Below are 19635 nucleotides of genomic sequence, written 5' to 3' on the forward strand. Positions count from 1 at the left end.
TGAACAGTAGGGCCAGGCCGGCCTGCCCAAGGTGGCGGAGCTGCTGCAGTTCGCTGTAGGCGTCGATAACGGGCCCCCTCCCCCACTCACCCGATGGGGACGGTCACATACTGCATGGCTGTAGGAGGAAGCAGCTCAGGGGGTCAGCCGGTCTCCGGATGTGTGCCAGAGCCGTAGGCGGCACAGTCCCGTCCACGGCAGCGCGGGCGCTGCCGTGGTGGTCGGGTGGCCGATGGGTCTGGCCGAGCCATCGTGTAGCCCGGTGTCCACGACGCGATCTGACAGCGACCTGACAGAAGTTGCATGCACAACAACAGTCAGATCACTGTCAGGTCGCCGTGAGTGCCTGTCCTCGTGCTGCCAGCCAAGGTGAGGCCGTAGGCCGCTGGAGCGCGTCGGTAGACTCGATCGGTCCGTGTGCGGCGCGGCGCAGGGGGGGACTCGTGGACGAGCGGCTTCGCGATTTCGCGAAGGGGTCACCGAACTTCGGAATCCTCCACCAGCACCAGCCTTTGCTGGCCATCTACGGCGCGCTCGCCGAGGCAACCGTCTTCACGAACCCGAACTCCTCGCTGGTCCAGGCCGGCCAGTTCGGTGAAGTCCTGGCAGAGGAGATGGTTACTCGGGTTGGCCTCTGCGTCGAGGGAGATCGCCAGATCGACCGGCTGGCCGCGCTGACCAAGGTCGGCGTGCTCAGCAGCCGCGTCCGCGCCGACTTCGACCAACTGCGCCGAGACCGGAACAAGGCTGCCCACCGGCATCTCTTCGACACCGCGCGTGCCCTGGCCGCCGTGCAGGTCTGCTATCAGCTCGGCCTCTGGTTCCACGACGCGATCGAGGGCCGTCGGACCGTCGCCGAGTTCGTTCCGCCCACAGACCCAGGTGAGGGCGTCGAGGTCACGGACCCGGCTGAACTGGCCGATCTACGCGAGGCCCTGGACGGCCACCGCAAGGCGCTGACTCAGGCCCGTACGCGCCTCGCCGAGTCCACCACAGCGCTGGAAGCCGAACGCAAAGCTCGGACCGAGGCCGAGAACCTGATCGCCAGCGCCGCGGCGAACAAGCAGCGGCTCCTCGAGCACGTCGAGCAGCTGACAGCGCAGATCGAGCAGCTACGGCACGCCCAGCAGACGAAGTACGAGGTCGCACGCCGAGAGCCTCGGAAGGTCGACTCCAGGCGTCGCGACGCGATCATTCATCGCGCGCAGCGTCCCGCTCCGCTCAACGAGATGCAGGCCCGCGGGGCCATCGACGAGATGCTGCACGCAGCGGGCTGGATCGTCCAGGACCGTGATCAGGTTAACCCGATGGCGGGTCAGGGCGTTGCCGTCAGAGAGTTCACGCTCGCGACCGGCCGCGCCGACTACGTCCTGTACGTCGACGGGAAAATCGTCGGCGTGGTAGAGGCGAAGCGCGAGGGCGATCATCTCTCCAGCGCGGTGGAGCAGAACGACCGGTACGCGGCCGGTGTCCTCAAGGAACACCGCCTCGCCGTCTGGTGGGAGTCCGAGCCGTTCGCGTTCCGTTACGCGACGACCGGTACCGAGACCTACTTCATCAACCGGCTCGACCCCGACGCCCGCTCCCGCGAGGTCTTCACCTTCCACCGCCCCGAGACCGTCACGGCATGGATGCGGCGGGCGGAGGAGACTCCGCGGGCCCAGACGTTCCGGGCCGCCCTGCGTCGCCTGCCCGTCCTCGAGCCGAATGGGCTGCGCCTCGCCCAGATCGATGCGATCAGTGGCCTGGAGAAGTCCCTGAGCGAGGACCGGGCACGGGCTCTGATCCAGATGGCGACCGGGGCAGGCAAGACCTTCACCGCCGTGGCGCAGACCTACCGGCTCCTCAAGCATGCCAAGGCACGTCGGATCCTGTTCCTCGTCGACCGCAACAACCTGGGCAAGCAGGCCTACGACGAGTTCCGGAAGTTCACGACGCCGGACGACGGCCGCAAGCTCTCCGACATCTACAACATCAACCGTCTTGGCGCGGCCGGGCTCCAGGACACCTCGTCGGTGGTCATCTGCACGATCCAGAAGATGTACTCGCTGCTGCGTGGCGAAGCCCTCGCGGACGACGACCAGGCTGACGAGGCCGAGGACAGCCTTGCCTACGAGGATCCGTATGCAACCGACCAACCCATCGAGGTCTCCTACAACCCGCAGGTCCCGATCGAGGCCTTCGACCTGATCATCGTCGACGAGTGCCACCGTTCCATCTACGGACTGTGGCGGGGTGTGCTGGAGTACTTCGACGCCCACCTGGTCGGCCTGACCGCCACCCCCACGCTGCAGACCCTCGGTTTCTTCGGCCGCAACCTGGTCTCCGAGTACACCTATCCGCAGGCGGTCGCGGACGGTGTGAACGTCGACTTCGACGTCGTCCGGATGCGGACCGACCTGCGAGAGAACGGCGCCGCGACGATCGAGTCGGGCACGACGGTACGGGTCAAGGACCGGAAGACGCGACGGCAGCGCTACCAGGAACTGGACGACGACTTCACCTACACGACCCGGCAGATCGGCCGTTCGGTGGTCACGCTCGACGAGATTCGAGCCGTGCTCACCGCCTACCGCGACAACTGGCGACGCTGGTTCCCCGGCCGCAACGAGCTACCGAAGACTCTGATCTTCGCCGTCGGCGAGGACCACGCCGAGGACGTCCTCGCCCAGGTCAAAGAGGTCTTCGGACGCGGAGACGACTTCGCGAAGAAGATCACGTACAAGAGTCGCCAGGCCGGCGAGGACCCCGACGAGCTGATCCGGGCCCTGCGGACCTCGCCTCGCCTGCGGATCGCCGTGACAGTCGACATGATCGCGACCGGTACGGACGTCAAGGCGCTGGAGTGCGTGATCTTTCTGCGCGAGGTGCGCAGCGCCGTGCTGTTCGAGCAGATGAAGGGACGCGGCGCCCGGACCATCGACGCGACGGAGCTCCAGGAGGTCACACCGGACGCTGACGGCTCGGTGCGCAAGGACCGCTTCGTGCTGATAGACGCGGTGGGCGTGACAGACTCCCCGTTGGTCGACGCGAAACCGTTGGTTCCGGCCGGCGAACGGCAGGTCTCGCTGGCGAAGCTGCTAGACAAGGCCGGTACGAAGTCGATCAGTGCAAGTGAGGCCGAGATCCTGGCCGGACGGCTGGCGCGGCTCAACCAGCAGCTGACAGAGGAGGAGCGTGACCAGTTGACCCGGGCTTCGGGCGGGCGGACCCTGTCCGAGATCGCGGGCGCCATCGTCACGGCAGTTGATCCGGACCGACAGGAGCAGGCGCTGGAGGACGGCGGGCAGGCGGCAGCCAGGCGCCTCATCGAGGACGCGATCGCCCCGCTGACCGAGCACCCTGAACTGCGGCGGCACATCATCGAGATCCGACGCGACAAGGACTACCTGTTCGACGAGGTCACGGCCGTCGAGGTGACGGCCGTGGACGAGATCCCGAGAGAGGTGCGGGCCCGCGAGCAGATCGACCGCTGGAGCCGGCTCCTGAAGGAGCAGCGCGACCGCATCGCGGCCGTCGAGATCGCCCTCTCCAGCCCACGATCGGTGTCACCCGCGGAGGCGTACGCAGCGCTCAAGGAACTGGAACTGGAGATCCGTCGTCCGCAGTACGCGTGGACCCCGCAAGTGCTGTGGACGTACTACGAGGATCTGGGCGCCGGAGTCCACGCCCGCACCCGCGAGGCGGGCGTCCCCGACCTGATCTCCTTGATCCGGTATGAGTTGGGCGCGGACGACGAACTGCGGCCCTACCGGGCCACAGTCGAGGAGCGGTTCGAGGGTTGGCTACTCAGGCAGCAGCAGGCGGGGGCGGCCTTCTCGGAGGAGCAGCTGTGGTGGCTGCGATCAATCCGGGACGTGGTGGCGAGCGATGTCGGCATCAGCCCGACCGAATTTAACGCCGAGCCCTTCAAGGGGAAGGGTGGTGGGCGAGGATTAATGTCCGCCTTTCCCGGACAGGACGTCCGGTCTTTGCTGCATGAGTTGAATAGAGATCTGGCTTGAGCGGCTTGAGTAACGCGAAGCTTCCTGCGGGATGGATTCAAGCTAGCCTTCGTGAGGTCCTGCTGCGGATCGAGGCCGGGAAATCTTTTGCCTGTGAACCTCGTCCAGCCGAGCCTGGCGAGTGGGGAATCATCAAAGTCAGCGCCATGACCTGGGGAAAGTTCGACGAGGCCGAGAACAAGGCTCTCCCGGCCGAGCGTGTACCCAACCCCGCATACGAGATCCATACAGGCGATATTCTTGTGAGTCGGGCGAATACCCAAGCATACGTTGGCGCACCTGTCCTCGTCGGCCAGTGTCGTCCGCACCTTCTGTTGTCAGACAAGAGCCTTCGCCTCGTCCCCGACGGCAGCGTTGATAAGAAATGGCTGACTTACATCCTGTCATCGCCAGAGGCGAGAAAATATATCTCAAATAGGGCGACAGGAACCAAGGACTCCATGCGCAATATTTCGCAGCAGGCACTGCTAGATATGCCGCTCGGAATCCCTCCGCTCGCGGAACAGCACCGCATCGTTGAGGCCCTCGACGACCACCTCTCCCACCTCGACGCTGCCGTCCGCGAACTGAAAGGTACACTCAGGAAAATCTCTACCTTCCGCAAATCGACTCTCCTTCGGCTGGTACCTGAGGTTCCGCCCAGCACTTGGTACTTGACCACAATCGGGGAGGCTGGCACTATTGAACTCGGTCGCCAACGTCATCCCGATTGGCATCATGGCCCGGAAATGCGTCCCTACCTACGCGTTGCCAACGTCTTTGAGGACCGCATTGATACCTCGGACGTCATGGAGATGGACTTCTCTGGCGTATTCGAAAAGTACCGACTTAAGCCGGGTGATGTACTTCTCAATGAAGGTCAGAGCCCACACCTCGTGGGTCGTCCCGCCATTTATCGCGGCACTCCACCGAACGTCGCATATACGAATAGCATTCTCCGATTCCGCTGCCGCCACGACGTGCTCCCAGAGTGGGCACTGATGGTCTTTCGCCGCCATATGCATGCACGTCGCTTCATGCGCGAGGTACGCATTACCACGAATATTGCTCACCTTTCAGCAAAGCGACTGAAAAGCGTGGAGTTCCCCATCCCCTCACTCGAAGAGCAGAAGCGGCTTATTCAAGCCTGCGACGAAACGATGAGCAATTCAGATGCGCTGGAGCGTGCGGTAGAGAGCAACCTGGCCCGCGCGAAACACCTTCGCAATTCACTCCTGAACCATGCTTTCAGTGGAAAGCTCGTCCCCCAGGACGTCGCCGACGAGCCTGCGTCCGTTCTCCTCCACAGCATCCGCGCCGAACGCGAGGATCAGTGTCGGAAGGGCAGGGGCGCCCCTCGTCGCTCCCGAAATTCCGCGGCTGCCGTGGGCGGGCCACCGCTGCCCTTTGCGACCATGACTCCCGCCCTCACCAACGCCGTACAGCAGGAGCTTTCGCTGTGACCTCCGCAGCCCCCGCCCAGGCTCACGCCAAGACCAGCACCCTGGTCGCCAAGCTCTGGAACTACTGCAACGTTCTTCGCGACAATGGGCTTTCTACGATCGAGTATGTGGAGCAGCTCTCGTACCTGCTCTTCCTCAAGATGGCCGACGAGATTGCCGACGACCCGTTCACCGAGAAGGACGCCAGGAGGGTCGTACCGGCACCGTATGACTGGAAGTCGCTCGTCCGCCTCAAAGGCATCGACCTCGAAGTCCACTATCGCAGGACACTCGAAATGCTCGCGAGGAACCCCGGAACCACCCTCGGAACAATCTTCGCCAAGTCGCAGAACCGCATCACTGAGCCCGCCCTCCTCGAGAAGCTTGTCGTCGATCTAATCGGCAAAGAGGAATGGACCATCCAGGGGACGGACCTCAAGGGCGACGCCTACGAGGGACTGCTCGCAAAGGGCGCCGAGGACACCAAGACCGGCGCGGGCCAGTACTTCACGCCCCGGGCGCTCATCGATGCCATGGTCGACGTAATGCAGCCGGGTCCCAAGGACACGATCACCGATCCCGCCTGCGGTACCGGCGGCTTTCTGATCGCCGCGCACCACTACATCCGCGAGAACCACATGCAGGATCTCTCGCGTGAGGAGCGCCTCGCGCTCGGTGCCGGCAAGATCTGGGGAAACGAGCTGGTCACCGGCACCGCCCGCCTCGCCGCGATGAACATGCTGCTGCACGGTATCGGTGATGCCGACGGCCCTTCCCTCATAACCGTGGGCGACGCGCTCGCCGAACAGCCCTCTCAGCACGCGTCCCTTGTCCTCGCCAACCCGCCCTTCGGCAAGAAGTCCGCGATCACCATCGTCGGTACGGACGGCAGAGCCGAGAGAGAGGACATCTCCTACGAGCGGGACGACTTCCGTGCCACCACAACCAACAAGCAGCTCAACTTCCTTCAGCACATCATGTCGCTGCTGAGGATGGAAGGCAGGGCAGCTGTGGTCCTCCCGGACAACGTGCTCTTCGAGGGCGGTGCGGGTGAGAAGGTGCGACGTCGGCTCCTCGACTACTTCGACCTGCATACCATCCTGCGCCTGCCCACCGGTATCTTCTACGCGGGCGGTGTCAAGGCCAACGTCCTGTTCTTCGAGAAGAGGCAGCCCCGCAGCGGAGGCGTTCCTAACACCTCGAAGCTCTGGGTCTACGACTTCCGTACCGCCAAGCACTTCACCCTCAAGCAGCACCCACTGCGCCGCGCGGATCTGGAAGAGTTCGTGGAGGCGTACCTGCCCGGTAAGCCTCGCGACGAGCGCGTGGAGTCGGAGCGCTTCAAGTCCTTCGACTATGCCGAACTCGTTGCCCGGGACAAGGTCAACCTGGACATCACTTGGATGAAGGACCCGGCACTCGACGACGCCGACAGCCTGCTGGCACCCGAGGTGATCGCCCAGGAGATTGTCGAGGATCTGCAGGCTGCGTTGAGCGAGTTCGCCGCCGTCGCGGAGGCGCTCGGTGGTGAGGTCGCGGCCGACGCCGACGTGAGTCAGCCGTCTGACCTCGACTGATACGAAGCGGCTTGACCCGGCGTCGCCTCACGGAAACTATTGACGTCGATCAATCAGTGAGACGAGGGCGCTGATGCCAGTTCCGTATCCACAGACACGCGAGTTCGAGGCGTTCAGGAGGAACATCGAGTACGCGAGGAAGATGGTCGGCGCCGGGCGAAGCCTGGCGACCTTCCAGTCTCCCGTCTTCGACATCGGCGACTTCTACCGTGCGGCGTGGGTACAGGCGGTCAGCGCCATCGACCACTGGTTCCACGAGGAACTGTACCGACGTGTAGCCGAACTGGCTGGCCAGGACAGCCCCGGGATGCCGTACCAGCTCACCAGGTTCGAGCTGCCGCTACAGAAGGTCGAGGAGGTGCGACGCGGCACCTCCACGCTCACGGACGCCGTCTCGGATCACGTCAGGACGAAGTGGGCGAACGCCTCCCTCCAGAACCCCCGCAAGATCAGCGAAGCGCTGAAGCTGGTGACGGAGGAGAACATCTGGGCCAAGGCCGCCGCGCAGATCAACGAGTGGAACCACGGCCGCACGGCGATGACCGACCAGGCACTGAAGAAACAGTACACAACCATCACCGAGCGGCGCAACAAGATCGCCCATGACGCGGATCTCGTCGACGGCGATCTGGAGAAGCGCCGCGACATCACCGACGCGGATGTCACAGACGCTATCGACTGGCTTGAGCGAATCGCCCGTGCGATCGCAACGGTCCTCGGGTAGCGATCATCTTGTCTTCAGCGCGTTCGCATTGCCGGCGTAGCCCTCACGCCTGATCTTCGCATGTGTCGGTGCGACAGACACGATCGGGCCGTTGAACCTGCAGGTTCAGGTTCGCATTACTGTAATGCTGGTTGGGTGCACCAGTGATCGTCTACGAACCACCTACCAGCACAAACGCGCCAAAGACGCGACCTTGGCGCATCCGGGTGTCGACTATCCAGGCCGTTGACCTGCACGTTTAGGTTCGATCCCTGTTGGGCCAGAAATCAATCCAAAATATCCGAAGTCGCCCACCTGAGCGGCGGAGCCGAACGCCCTGTCCGCGTCACTCGACCTGTCTGGGCCGGACGGGTCCGGGCAGGCCAGGCCGGGCCTTGCGACGGATCCGGGGCCGGTGGCGATGATTACCTCACCAGGTGTGACTCCCCTCGTTCGGAGCGCCGCAGCCGCCGTGACGCGCCGTCTTCTACGTCTACGGCCCCACCGCCACCCGCCGTCGGATATGAGAGGACAATCACGGGCGTGACCGAGCCAGCGATCAGTCATCCCGCCGGAGTCATCGAGCACAACGGCATGCTCTGGAAGCCGGAACCGGACGCCACGGCCACAGCCGACGAGTTCATCGCCGCCCAGGCGCTGTACCTCGCGATTCATAAAGACAAACGCTGGAACCCCTGGGTCGCCGAGGACCGCGCAGACGATCTCGACCGGGCCATGGCCGTGATGGATCAGTGGACACGGGCCGAATCCGACTTCCACCAGCAGACCGAGGAGGAATGGCAGGCCCAGTGGGACGCGAAGTGCGCGGAGCGGGCGCGCACCCGCGAGCAGGAACGGGCCGCCGAAGAGGCACTCCGCCAGGAGCGGAAGCGGCAGTTCGACCCGCAGCGGGCGCAGGCGCGGCTGGCTCTGCTCGAGGACCAGAGCATCCTGGACCGCACTCTCGAGGAACTGGCCGAGTGGCGCGACGGGACCCGGTTCCCTGCCTGTAGCCCTGCCCGACGCGACACCGAGATCACCGGCCTGGAGAACAAGGCCGCCAAGATGCGCATCGAGGTCGAGCGTCTTCAGAGAATCGTCGAGGACCCCGAGGCGGTCATCGCCGAGCACGGCCGGCTGCCCTGCGACCGCCGCGAGATCTCACTGGTCTACTTCGTTATCGACCGGGAGCGCACCGTCCGGGAGCTGCGAGTGAAGGTTCCCGAGCTCCAGGCTGCGATCAAGGCCTCGAAGGACAGGAACGAGCGGGCGTCCCTTCGCGCCGACCTGAGCCTGGCCACGCACAAGTTGGACAAGCTACTCGCCATCCCGCCGCTGACGGCTGACGACATGTGCTCAGAATGTCCCACGCCGGCGGCGCGGCACGGCTGGGTGACCAGCACGACGATGGACGGTCCCTGCCCCGCCTGGCCCGGCTGGGCCGCCAGAATCCAGCGTGCCCGCGAGATGATCCTCGCGGCATCCCCCAACAAGCCGACGCCGTCCCCGACACCGAAGCCGAAGCCCATCGCGGTCGTTCCTTCGGGCCTCCCGATCGCCGAGGTGATCCGACGCTTAACCGAGATCCAGCAATCCCACCCCAACGCCGAAGTCCGCCGTGGCCACGCCAACCGGTGGGAGATCTGGCCAGCCAAGGTCACTCTTGCCAGCCAGGACAGCAGATCCGAATGAGGCCCTTCCACGATCAGTGGACTCGCCTCGACGGCCGAGCGAGAGTAGGGATACGGCAGGACCACTTGTTCACCGGTGGCGATGTTGAAATGGTCGGGGCATGCGGCCCCGGGACCCGCCGACTGACCGGCAGCTCCTTCTGCTGCGACGCATCCACGGCGGCGATGACCTCAGCGGCCCGGACGGGTCAGCCAGCGGACGTCGGCATCTACTACCTAGAGCATGGCCAGCACCCGGACCATCCCGACCGTCGGACACCGTCGACGCCACCTGCGCCGCGGATTAGTCCCGCCGTGGCGGTGTCGCTCAGCCGGCCCGGGCCGCCCCAGCCTTCGGATGGGTCCGGCATCGAGGAAGCCCAGCGACTCGTCGAAAAACTGCGGCGCGAAGGCGGAACGCTACCAGATCGACGATCCTGACGACGAGACCCGGCGCACGATCGACTCCGCCAAACGCCACAGGCTCGTCCCGGAGGGCCACCACCTCCGCCACACCGGCCGCGATCGCGGCAACCGGATCATCCGCCTGTCCGACGACACCGACTGGAACCGGATACGGCTCCACACTCGCCCGCGACGCCGTACCCCAATGGCGGAGCCGCCAGAGACGGCGGATCTGGGGTGTCCGGGTTGACGCTGGTTGACCAGGCGCTCAAGGCCGGGGGCGTGCTGCGGATCGAGAACCTACCAGGGTCGCAACCGCGGCGACCTGGTGATCGAACTGGTCGACAAGCCAGACCAGGGGCCTCCTCCTCCGATCCCGAACACCGCCGGCCTCGGCCTTCCGCTACTGGCGCACCTGGCCGCGCACCCGCGTCTGCTCGACGTCTCGGAGAGGACACGGGACAGGGCGATGCAACTGGTGCAGGCGTTCGTCGTAGTCGCTGAGGATCAGGGTCCGATCGCCGTGTAGCCCCACGATGGCGGGATAGTCGCCTGCGGGGACGGCGCGCTACACGCGGGCGGTGATGGTACCGGCCAAGACCCCGGCTTCGCTGTTCATAACCCAGCCTCCCGAAGTGGCAATCTTCAACAAAAATCTACGCTGGCCAATAAAATCACAATAGATGCCCACACGATTGTGGACGCTGCACGATCCGTGCGCCATCAATTGCAGACAGTGATGAAAGGTAGTCGGACCGGGGGGCTGATGGCAATCGAGTTGCCGACGAAGGGTCGACAGGTTCGACTCGAAGGCACGCTGATGACCGTCCGCGATGCCGAATGGGCGGACGACGGCGCCATCGAGTTGTTAGTGCTCGATGCGAACGGCCAACCGCGCCGCATCCTGCTGTCAGAGCAGGAGTTGGCGGCGGGACTGGTGCCGGTCAACGATCGGGGCGGTAACCCACAGCGAGCATTGACAGGACTGTGGGGCCGGTGGATGCAGCACGCGGTGCCGCGAATTCGGTCAGCGGTGTTGGCGACCCGCCCGCTGCGCCCCTACGCCCACCAGGATGACGCCGTCCACGGACACATGCTTGGCCAGCCCCGGCTGCGCTTCTTGTTGGGCGACGAGCCCGGCACAGGTAAGACGATCATGGCTGGGATGTACCTGACGGAGGGGCGCAGGCAGGGGCTCATCCAGGGGCGTTCTGTGATCATCGTACCAGCTCACCTGGTCACGAAGTGGGAGCGGGACTTGCGCCGGCTCTTCGGGGTCGAGGCGCGGCGGATCACCAGGGAGATTGCCGCGGACCCAGCCGATCTCGATCCGCGCTGGGACGTCTGGCTGGTGTCGCTGGACCTGTTCACTCACAACCCGGACGCGCGTCGGAAGGTGGCAGGGGACCGGGCTTCCTGGTCCCTGGCGATCGTCGATGAGGCTCACCGGCTGACGCCCACCAGCCAGTACCTCGCCGCGGGTCGCGAGGTCGCCGCCCGGGCGCATCACCTGCTTCTCCTGACGGCCACGCCGCACCGAGGGAAGGAGCACTACTTCCGCGGGTTGATGAACATGCTCGATCCGACGCTCTACCCGTGGGACACCCGACAGTCCATCTACGAAACCGCCCTGGTCCCGAGCAGGCTGTCGTTCCTGCGACGGATGAAGGAAGAACTCGTCGACCACGACGGGAACTTCCTGTTCCCACCCCGGTTCTCGGAGACAGTCTCCGTCGGCCTGAACAGCCACGAGGCGGCCGCCTACGACGCGGTCATGAAGTACGTCGACACGTTCTACGCCGACACGGCTCCGCTCGCCCGATCGATCTACGGCAAGCGTGCCGCCTCCAGCCTGCACGCGGCGGCGACGACTATCCGCCGCCGCGAGGCCGCGCTCAAGGGCTCCGCTCAGGAACGCGGCACGCTTATCCTTCCCGATGACCTGCTGACTTCCGACGGCCTGGGAGCCGCGGCGGATGATGACGATGCCTGGGCAAGGGCCGAGACAACGGTTGTCTCGGCCCGAACGCGGGATAAGCAGGCCGAGCTCACCCGGGTCGCCGCTGTGCTGGAGATCTTGCATGGCGCAGAGCTGGCGGCCGTGCCCGCGAAGTGGACGGCGATGCTCGAGCGGCTGCGGGAGCGGGAGATCCGGCCGGGGCGCGGGCAGTTGCTGGTCTTCACGGAGTTCACCGACACGGCCCGCTGGTTACGCGACCGATTCGACCAGGCTGGGTTCAGTGTCCGCCTGCTGGACGGCTCGGCCGACTACCGCACGCGAGATTCGTTGCAGGAGGGCTTCCTCGCTGGCGACTTCCAGATACTCGTGTCTACCGACGCCGGCGGGGAGGGCATCGACCTGCAGTCTGCGCAGGTGATGGTCAACTGGGACCTGCCCTGGTCGATGGTGCGGTTGGAGCAGCGCATGGGCCGGCTGCACCGGGTGGGCCAACGCCTTTCCGTCTATGTCTTCCACCTGGTCGCGCCGCATACCCGCGAAGGCCGGGTCCAGGAGGTGATGCTGTCCAACATCGCGACGGCCGCCGCAGCACTGGACGGGAAGATCTACGACCTGCTCGACGCGACGGCCGCTCGGGCCGGGTTCGACTGGGGCCGGGCGATGGTCGACGCGCAGGCGGGACGAGTTGTCGCCATTCCTCAGCCGGAGGCGCTGGTCGCGACCGCGCGCGCACTCGTCCGCGAAGAGCGCTCTCTGAGCTCGCCAGCCAACGTTGCTGACGCGCTCGAGCGGTTCGCCATAGACCGTCTGGAGGCGATCAACCCGGTGATCGTCGACGCGATGGTCGACCAGCTCGCCCGCAGCGACGGCTGGGCCATCGGCCCCGGCCCGGCAAAGGGCATCCGACTGATTACCGCGGTCGGTGGGCGGCTGCTTCCAGCGGCACTTGGCGGCGCGGGTCAGGCGTATGTCGCCGCGGACGGCGCCTCGGTCCGGCAGGCGATCAATGGTGGAGCGACCGAACTGGATGACGTCGTCGTCCTCGGACCCACCGAGGAGGCGTTCCACCGGCTGGTCGCTTACGCGCTCGCGATGGGCGAGGCGGACCTGGTGCGGGGCGCACCGCTCATCGACGACGCATCCCTGACGTCCTACGTGCTAGCGCTGTTCGACGCAGACATCCAGTTGCATGACGGCGCCACCCGCGCCACCCGCAAGGCGCCGCAGCTCATCCGCTGCTCGGCCGGGCAGGCGCTGCCAGTTGCGTGGGAGTCGCTCATGACCTTACGCGCTCCGACAGCCGAGGATTCGGTGCCGACAGGTCCGGCGGCGCTGCCGCCCGCGACCCGCCACGATGCGACCGAGGCCGCCAAGACCGAGTTGCGCGTTCAGGTCGCCTCGCTGGTAGCTGAGCGCCAGAGGTGGATCGGTCGGGCCAAGGCGCAGTTGGACACGACCCAGTACCGGTTCGAGGAGTCGATCGCCGACCGACCGGTCGTTGAGCGCCGTCAGCTCCTCGCTGAGTTCGACGCGGTGAAGGCCCAGCGGCTTGCGGTCCTGGAGGACATCGCGCAGGTGCCGGCCAGCGCAGTCCGCCTTGTCGGCTGGGTCGCGGTCGCTGGCGGTGCACGGGCCGACCAGCTCGGCTACGACCCGGATTCCGAGTTGCTCGCGATCGCGACGATCGTCGCCGAGTTGGAGCGGCTCGGCTATGACGTCGACGATCGGCAGACCGCCAAGGTCGGCTACGACCTATACGCCCGGCATCGCAGCACCCGCGAGCAGCGGCTCATCGAGGTCAAAGGCCTTCAGGGCCCGCTGCGCGCCGTGTGGCTGGAGCCGCACGAGTGGGCGCAGGCCCAGCAACGCGGAGCCGAGTACTGGCTGTACGTCGTCGATTCCTGCGCCACGGCCCCGGTGGTCCGGCTGCGCCAGCGCGACCCCGCGGCAGTGCTCGGCGGCCCGCGGCGGATCGAGCGCTTCCAGATTCCGTTGTCCGAACTCAACCGGCTGATCGGAGCCCAGGGATGACCCTCCAGCTCGACGCCCCCGCCCCGGCGCCGGGTGGTGAGCCGAGACCGCCGGCCACGACGGGAAATTCGGCGGCCCGCTTGATCGACGTGTGGTTCCCGTGCCGCGAGGTCGATCAGGCGGTCGGCACGGCGCGAGGGTCAGGCCGGAGCGAGAAGGCGCTGTTCACCTGGTTTGCCTCCCGGCCGATTGCGCAGGCCCGAGCCGCCGTGTTGTGCTCGCTGCTGCCCGACACGGCCCAGAACCGGGCCGACATCAGGGCTGTCGTGCTTGGCGGCGACCCTCTCGCGTTCGGCCGGCTGCGCGACCGCATCGCGGTGCAGTACGAGCCGAAGCCGCCCGTCGTGCTGGACGTCTTCTCCGGCCGGGGCATCATCCCGCTCGAGGCCGCGCGCGCTGGCGCGACGGCGGTGGGCACCGACCTCTCCCCGGTGGCGACGCTAGGCGGTCGGCTGCTCGCCGACTTCCCTATGGGAGACTGGTCCACCGAACCCACACTGCCCTATGTACCGCCTGATACCTCGAACGAGTCTGAGGAAAACGCGCCCGCGCCGGTCCGGCGTCGTCCCCGCAGGTCAGCATCGGCCCAGGGCACGTTCGAGCACATGGGGTCCGAGAAAGCCGAGCCAAGGTTGCTCGCGGATGTTCGCGTCGTCCTTGCTGAGATCGGCCGACGGGTCGCCGCCAAGGTCGCGGACCTCTACCCGGGGAATCCCGAGCGGAACGGCGAGACGCCATGGGCCTACCTGTGGGCGGTGACCATCCCGTGCGACAGCTGCAGCCGGCGCTTTCCTCTCGTCGGCTCGATGGTCCTGCGTCATCCTTACCGCCGGACTTCGGATGAGGGCCAGTCGCTCCGGCTCCGTTTCGACAGGGACTCATTTTTCCCGGAGGTGCAGTCTGGCCCGCCCGACCAGGAACCGGTCTTCACCGCGGCTGTCGGCCGGCGTGGGAAGTCTGCCCGCTGTCCCTTTCCCCGCTGCGGCCGCGTTCACAGCCTCGACGTGGTGAAGGCCAAGGGCTTCGCCGGCCAGTACCAGGACGCTCTGCTCGCCGTCGCCGAGACGGACCACGAAACCAATCAGAAGATCTTCCGGATCCCGAGGCCAGACGAGACTGCCGCCGCGCGCAGCGCCGCCCCGTCCTCACTACCAGACATTCTGGGGCTCGCGGCGGTGCCGGACGAGCTCATACCGGCGGGGAATAAGGACAATGTCCGCGCCAGCGGGTATGGCTACCAGAGCTACGGGTCGCTGTTCAATCCCCGTCAGTCGGTGCTGCTCGCGACGACGGTGCAGACGATCATCGAGATACACGACGAGCTCGCCGGCCTCGTCAGTCAGGACTATGCGGGGGCGCTCACCACCTACGCGGCTAGCAACGTCATGCGCCAGATCAAGACCAGTACCCGAGGAGCCGGGAGCCGTCCCCACGGGAACCCCTCAGGTACCGAACAAAACCGCGTGCAGGTCGACCACATCTTCTCGTCCCAGTCTGTCGTTAAACACCAGTTCGACTATCTCGAGGTGGGGTCCGGCGCAGGGCCCGGCACGTGGGCCTCGGTGTCCACGAGCCTCGCCAATGCCCTCAGGAAGGTTCTCGAGGACAACCAGGTTGGTGGCCGGCCGGCCCGGTTCCGCCGGGAATCGGCCACCACGCTCCCGTTCCGTGATGGCACCGTCGACGCCCTCGTGACCGACCCGCCGTACTACGACATGATCGCGTATGCAGACTCGTCGGATCTCTTCCACGCCTGGTTCAAGCGTGCTCTGCGCGCCACGGTGCCCGACCTCTTTGACAGTTCCTTCGACGGCGCCGACGGTCTGCAAGATAAGACTGACGAGATCATCGTCAAGGGGCGGGGTGCGAAGGGCGCCGGCGACCACCGCAGCGACGAGGCCCGTTACGAACGACTACTCGCCCAATCCTTCGACGAGGCGCGCCGCGTCCTCAAGGCCGACGGGCACCTTACCGTCATCTACGGCCATGCCGACCCGGAAGCCTGGAAACGGCTGCTGTCCGCATTGGCCACGGCCGGGTTTGTCGTTACCTCCTCCTGGCCGTCCCGCACCGAGACGGCGGTGACGGGAGTCGCGACCATCAGTGTCACTGTCTCGATCGGTGCTCGGGTCGCCCCGCCGCACCGGCCAATTGGCCTCGCGGCGCAGGTCGACGCCGAGGTTGTCACCCAGGTGAAGCAGCTCTGCCGTGGTTGGGACCGGGACGGCCTGGCACTTGACGACCAGCTGATGGCCTCCTACGGCGCCGCTCTGCAAATCGTCGGCCGGCACAGCAAGGTGCTCACTCCCGACGGCAAGGAGACCACGCTCGACCACTACATGAGCCTCTCCCGGCGGGCCGTGCGCGACGCCGTCGCGCTGCGGCTCGACGAGCAGCCGCTGGAGACCTTCGACCCGCACACCCGACTGGCGATCTTCTGGCACGTTGTCCACGGTCGGCAGAACGTCCCCCGGGGCGAGGCCAGGTTCTTCGCGCAGTCCGATGGCCTTCGCCTGGAGGACCTGCGCGGCCCGATCCTCGCCGAAACGAGGGCGGGTTACCGGCTCCGGCACGACGCTCCCGGGCCCATCGGCCCAGCGTCAAGCGCTTACGAGGTTGTCCGCGGCATGGCCGCTGCCTGGCCGTCAGGCACCGACGCCGTCGCGGCCTGCCTGGCTGCGTCCCAGCGGCCGGTGACGGACGCGCATGTGTGGGCGCTCGTCGACTGGCTCACCACCAAGCTGCCGCCGTCCGACCCGGTCGCGGTTGCGCTCGCCGCGATCAAGCGCAACCACGGTTCAGTCCAGGCGGTCGCTGCCCAGACTGTGCCGCCGGAGCCGGCCTCCCAGTCAAGCCTGTTCGAGGAGAAGCCGTGACCCCGTACGGCGCCCATTGGGCGGACGTCCTGACCCTGCGCGACGAGGTGCGCCGCACTGACGGTTCGGTCGACGAACTGCAGATGAGCCTCGCCAAGGCCGCCTACCAGACGGTGCCCGTCCCCTACGCCCGCTGCGACTACTACACGGACATCACCCAGCCGACCCCGCTGCTCGTTGACTTTTTCGCCCAGGTTGGCCGACGGCTTGGTACCGGCGGCTCGGCCGCGCGGGCCTGCTTCCACCTCGACCAGGGCATGGGCGGCGGGAAAAGCCACGCCCTCGTCGGCCTTTGGCACATGATCACAAGCCCGGAGGTGTTCTTGGCCTCCGAACTCGGTCAGGCTGTCACCGCCGAGGCCGCGGCGGGCGGGGCGGCTCTGGACCTGGACACGGTCATCCCCGCAGTCCTCATAGGTGACTCCATGTCTCCGGGCAGGACCGACCCGCGCTTCGGCCCTGCCACAGACCTTTTCGGACGGCTGCTCTGGCTGATGTTCGCCGGCCATCCGGACCGCATGGGTCGCTGGCGGCACTATGTCGACCTCGGCGCGAACAAGGCCACGCTGCAGGCGGCCTTCGCCGAGGCTGCCCAGCCTGTGTTAATCATCATCGATGAGCTGATGGACTACGCGATGCAGCTCAGCGACGAGACAGCCATCGGTGGGCTGCCCGGGGAACAGGCGTTTCTCAACGCGCTCACCGACGCGGTCGATGACCAGCCGCAGGTAGCCCTGGTCGTCGTCCTGATCCGCAGTGACATGGACGAGAAGGGTTACCGGCCCGCAGCGGCGGATCTGCGGGAATACCTGGCGCCCAGGCTGGTACGCAACGGCACGACCGTCACCGTCACCGAGCCCGCGGACTTCGCCGAGATCATCCGAAGGCGTCTGTTCGAGCGGGCCAACCCCGAGCCAGCCGCACGGGCCGTCGCCGGCGCTTATCTCGCCGCCGCGGACGAGGCGTGGACCACTCAGGTCTACGGGAGGCTCGGTGCCGGCCGCACGTTGGGCCAGCTCCCCGAGAGGACTGTCGGAACCTATCCCTTCCACCCCGACCTGTTCGACCTGGTCACTAAGGAGTGGTCCAAGGTCCAGGCCTTCCAGCGGGTCCGGTCCACCGTCGCCATCTTCGCGAAGACTGCGCTGCACTGGGCCACCCAGCACGAAGCCGGCAGGTACGCACCTGACCTGATCGGCCCCGGCGACCTTCCCCTGCATACGAACGCGCTCGGCGAACTGCTCTCCTCGGGCGTGCTCGCCGGGAGCGCCCGCGCCGTCCAAGGCTTCCGGGCAGTCGCAAGCACCGACATCATCCGGTCCGGAGGCGGCGACGGCACGGCCTTCAGGCTCGACGTGACGCTCGCTTCAGACGGCGTCTCCGCAGGGCAGCCAACGCCTGCCCTGCGAATGGCCACCGCCTGCTTCATCTACAGCCTTGTCCCCCGCGCCTCTGCCGAACGCGGCGCTACCAAGGCGGAACTGGTCGCCGCACTCTCCGGGCCAGGCGTGCCCTTCACGGGCGCCGAGGAGGCGTTCAACGCCCTCATCGCCGGACCGGTCCGCGGCGGGCTTGGCGCGCTGGAACGGACGAAGCCCGCCGGCGGCAGAGGCGCCGAGCGCTTCTACCTGTCGATCAAACAGACGCTGAACATGTACCACGCGAACGCGATGACCATGGTCAGCCACGATCAGGCGCTTGAACGCGTCTGGAGCCGAGCCCAGCAACTGGCCGTCAAGGGTGGCTTTCGTGAACCGCTGGCCATCGATCAGTCCACGGATGGCAGAACCGCCGTGGCCGACTGTTTCGCGGACACCGACAGCCAGGAGAACCGCCTCGTCCTCCTCGACCCTCGCCGCTGGACACTCCTCAACGGCAGAGACAGGGCTACCCGTGAGGACCTCGACATCGTCTTCGGCGTGCGGCAGGGACTCAGCTCCACCTATGCGGCCTCCATGGTCGTCGCCCTCGTCAATACCCAGCGCCGGGTCCGTGCCCGGGACCGGGCCCGAGAGCTGCTCGCCTGGGAGTCCGTCGTCACCCAACTGGACCCCGAGGCCGACGACTACACGGAAGCCCGCTCACGGCGCGACGAGAGCCGCGCCAAGCTCGACGCTGATATCAGACGGGCCTATCAGCACTATGCCTATCTCCTTCGCAAGTCCGACGGCCAGGCGGTCGAATACCGGACTGTGCCCGATGGCAAAACCTCACTCTCCGGCCCCGAGGTCTGGGCTGACCTTGTCTCTGCTCACCGCGCGGTCGGCAAGGGATCCCTCTCCGCCGACTACGTTGGCCAGTTGATCCGCGAGGGCGGATTCGACCGGGATCTGACTCCGCGCGAGCTGTTCGCGCTGCCCTACAGCGACCCGAACTGGCCCCTAATCGCCTCCACCGAGGACCTGCGCGCCGCGCTGTTCACTCTCGCGACCGGCCCCGAATGGATGCTCACCGACAGCGACGGCAGTGAGATCCGTCCCGCCACTCCCGGCCAGATCCAACACGGCTCGATGCACCAGTCTTTGCGTCCTCGGCCACTGCCAAAACCCGTGCTGCCTGTGCCCTCAGACCCAGGGCCCGCGAACGTCCGGCTCACCCATGCGCTCTTTCCGCCCGCTGGCGCGGACGGTGTAGATGGCGATCCATCCGTCGGCTCCACCGACGCCCGCGGTGGGTCGGGCGCCGCACCGGGCACGGGATCGGGATCGACGACCTACGAGATCACCAAGCTACGAATGCCTCTGTCCTCTCTCAGCGACGAGTCCCGCCGCGACACGGTCTGGCGTCTTCTCCGCGAGCTCGCTAACCTCGTTGACCCCTCGCGAGCCGGCATCCTCGACGTCCAGATGATCGGCCTCGACATTCAGCTCACAGCCCGCGCTGGCGACACTGCGAAACTCGTCGCCCTCGCACGAGCCCTTCCTAACCTCGCCACCACGGTCCGCGAGGAGGATGGTTTCTAGCACGTTTTGTACTTCCGACGAAACC

The 19635-nt window shown here is 66.4% G+C and carries 9 protein-coding genes; all 9 read left to right on the forward strand.

Annotated elements, in window-relative coordinates:
* Positions 1-443: 443 nt before the first annotated feature.
* The 9 genes from AC559T_RS26075 to AC559T_RS26115 all read left to right on the forward strand — a co-directional run bounded on the left by AC559T_RS26075 (position 444) and on the right by AC559T_RS26115 (position 19610).
* The gene (locus AC559T_RS26075; protein WP_498870400.1) at positions 444-4004 is read left to right on the forward strand and encodes a type I restriction endonuclease subunit R; all 3561 of its coding nucleotides are present in this window, start codon (positions 444-446) and stop codon (positions 4002-4004) included.
* Positions 4001-5446 (forward strand): restriction endonuclease subunit S, encoded by a 1446-nt coding sequence (locus AC559T_RS26080; RefSeq protein WP_498870401.1) that lies wholly within the window; start codon positions 4001-4003, stop codon positions 5444-5446. Before AC559T_RS26075 ends, AC559T_RS26080 begins: the two co-directional genes overlap by 4 nt.
* Positions 5443-7002 carry a class I SAM-dependent DNA methyltransferase gene (locus AC559T_RS26085; protein ID WP_498870402.1) on the forward strand — a complete coding sequence of 520 codons (1560 nt, stop codon included), beginning with the start codon at positions 5443-5445 and terminating at the stop codon, positions 7000-7002. The genes AC559T_RS26080 and AC559T_RS26085 overlap by 4 nt, the downstream gene beginning before the upstream one ends.
* A 73-nt stretch (positions 7003-7075) precedes the next feature.
* Positions 7076-7726, forward strand: coding sequence for a hypothetical protein (locus AC559T_RS26090; RefSeq protein ID WP_498870403.1), 651 nt, complete (start codon positions 7076-7078; stop codon positions 7724-7726).
* 522 nt (positions 7727-8248) lie between these two features.
* Positions 8249-9397 carry a hypothetical protein gene (locus AC559T_RS26095; protein ID WP_498870404.1) on the forward strand — a complete coding sequence of 383 codons (1149 nt, stop codon included), beginning with the start codon at positions 8249-8251 and terminating at the stop codon, positions 9395-9397.
* Positions 9398-10108: 711 nt separating this feature from the next.
* Entirely contained in the window at positions 10109-10309 is a 201-nt protein-coding gene (locus tag AC559T_RS26100; protein WP_498870405.1) for a hypothetical protein, read from the forward strand.
* A 168-nt stretch (positions 10310-10477) separates the two neighbouring features.
* A complete protein-coding gene (locus AC559T_RS26105; RefSeq protein ID WP_498870406.1) occupies positions 10478-13771 on the forward strand; it encodes a helicase-related protein in 3294 nt (1097 codons plus the stop codon).
* The gene (locus tag AC559T_RS26110; protein ID WP_498870407.1) at positions 13768-16647 is read left to right on the forward strand and encodes a hypothetical protein; all 2880 of its coding nucleotides are present in this window, start codon (positions 13768-13770) and stop codon (positions 16645-16647) included. The genes AC559T_RS26105 and AC559T_RS26110 overlap by 4 nt, the downstream gene beginning before the upstream one ends.
* Positions 16644-19610 (forward strand): DUF499 family protein, encoded by a 2967-nt coding sequence (locus AC559T_RS26115; RefSeq protein ID WP_498870408.1) that lies wholly within the window; start codon positions 16644-16646, stop codon positions 19608-19610. The genes AC559T_RS26110 and AC559T_RS26115 overlap by 4 nt, the downstream gene beginning before the upstream one ends.
* Positions 19611-19635: the final 25 nt, after the last annotated feature.

Origin of the sequence: Frankia sp. Hr75.2 (assembly GCF_949319125.1) — a bacterium.
Lineage (GTDB): Bacteria > Actinomycetota > Actinomycetes > Frankiales > Frankiaceae > Parafrankia > Parafrankia soli.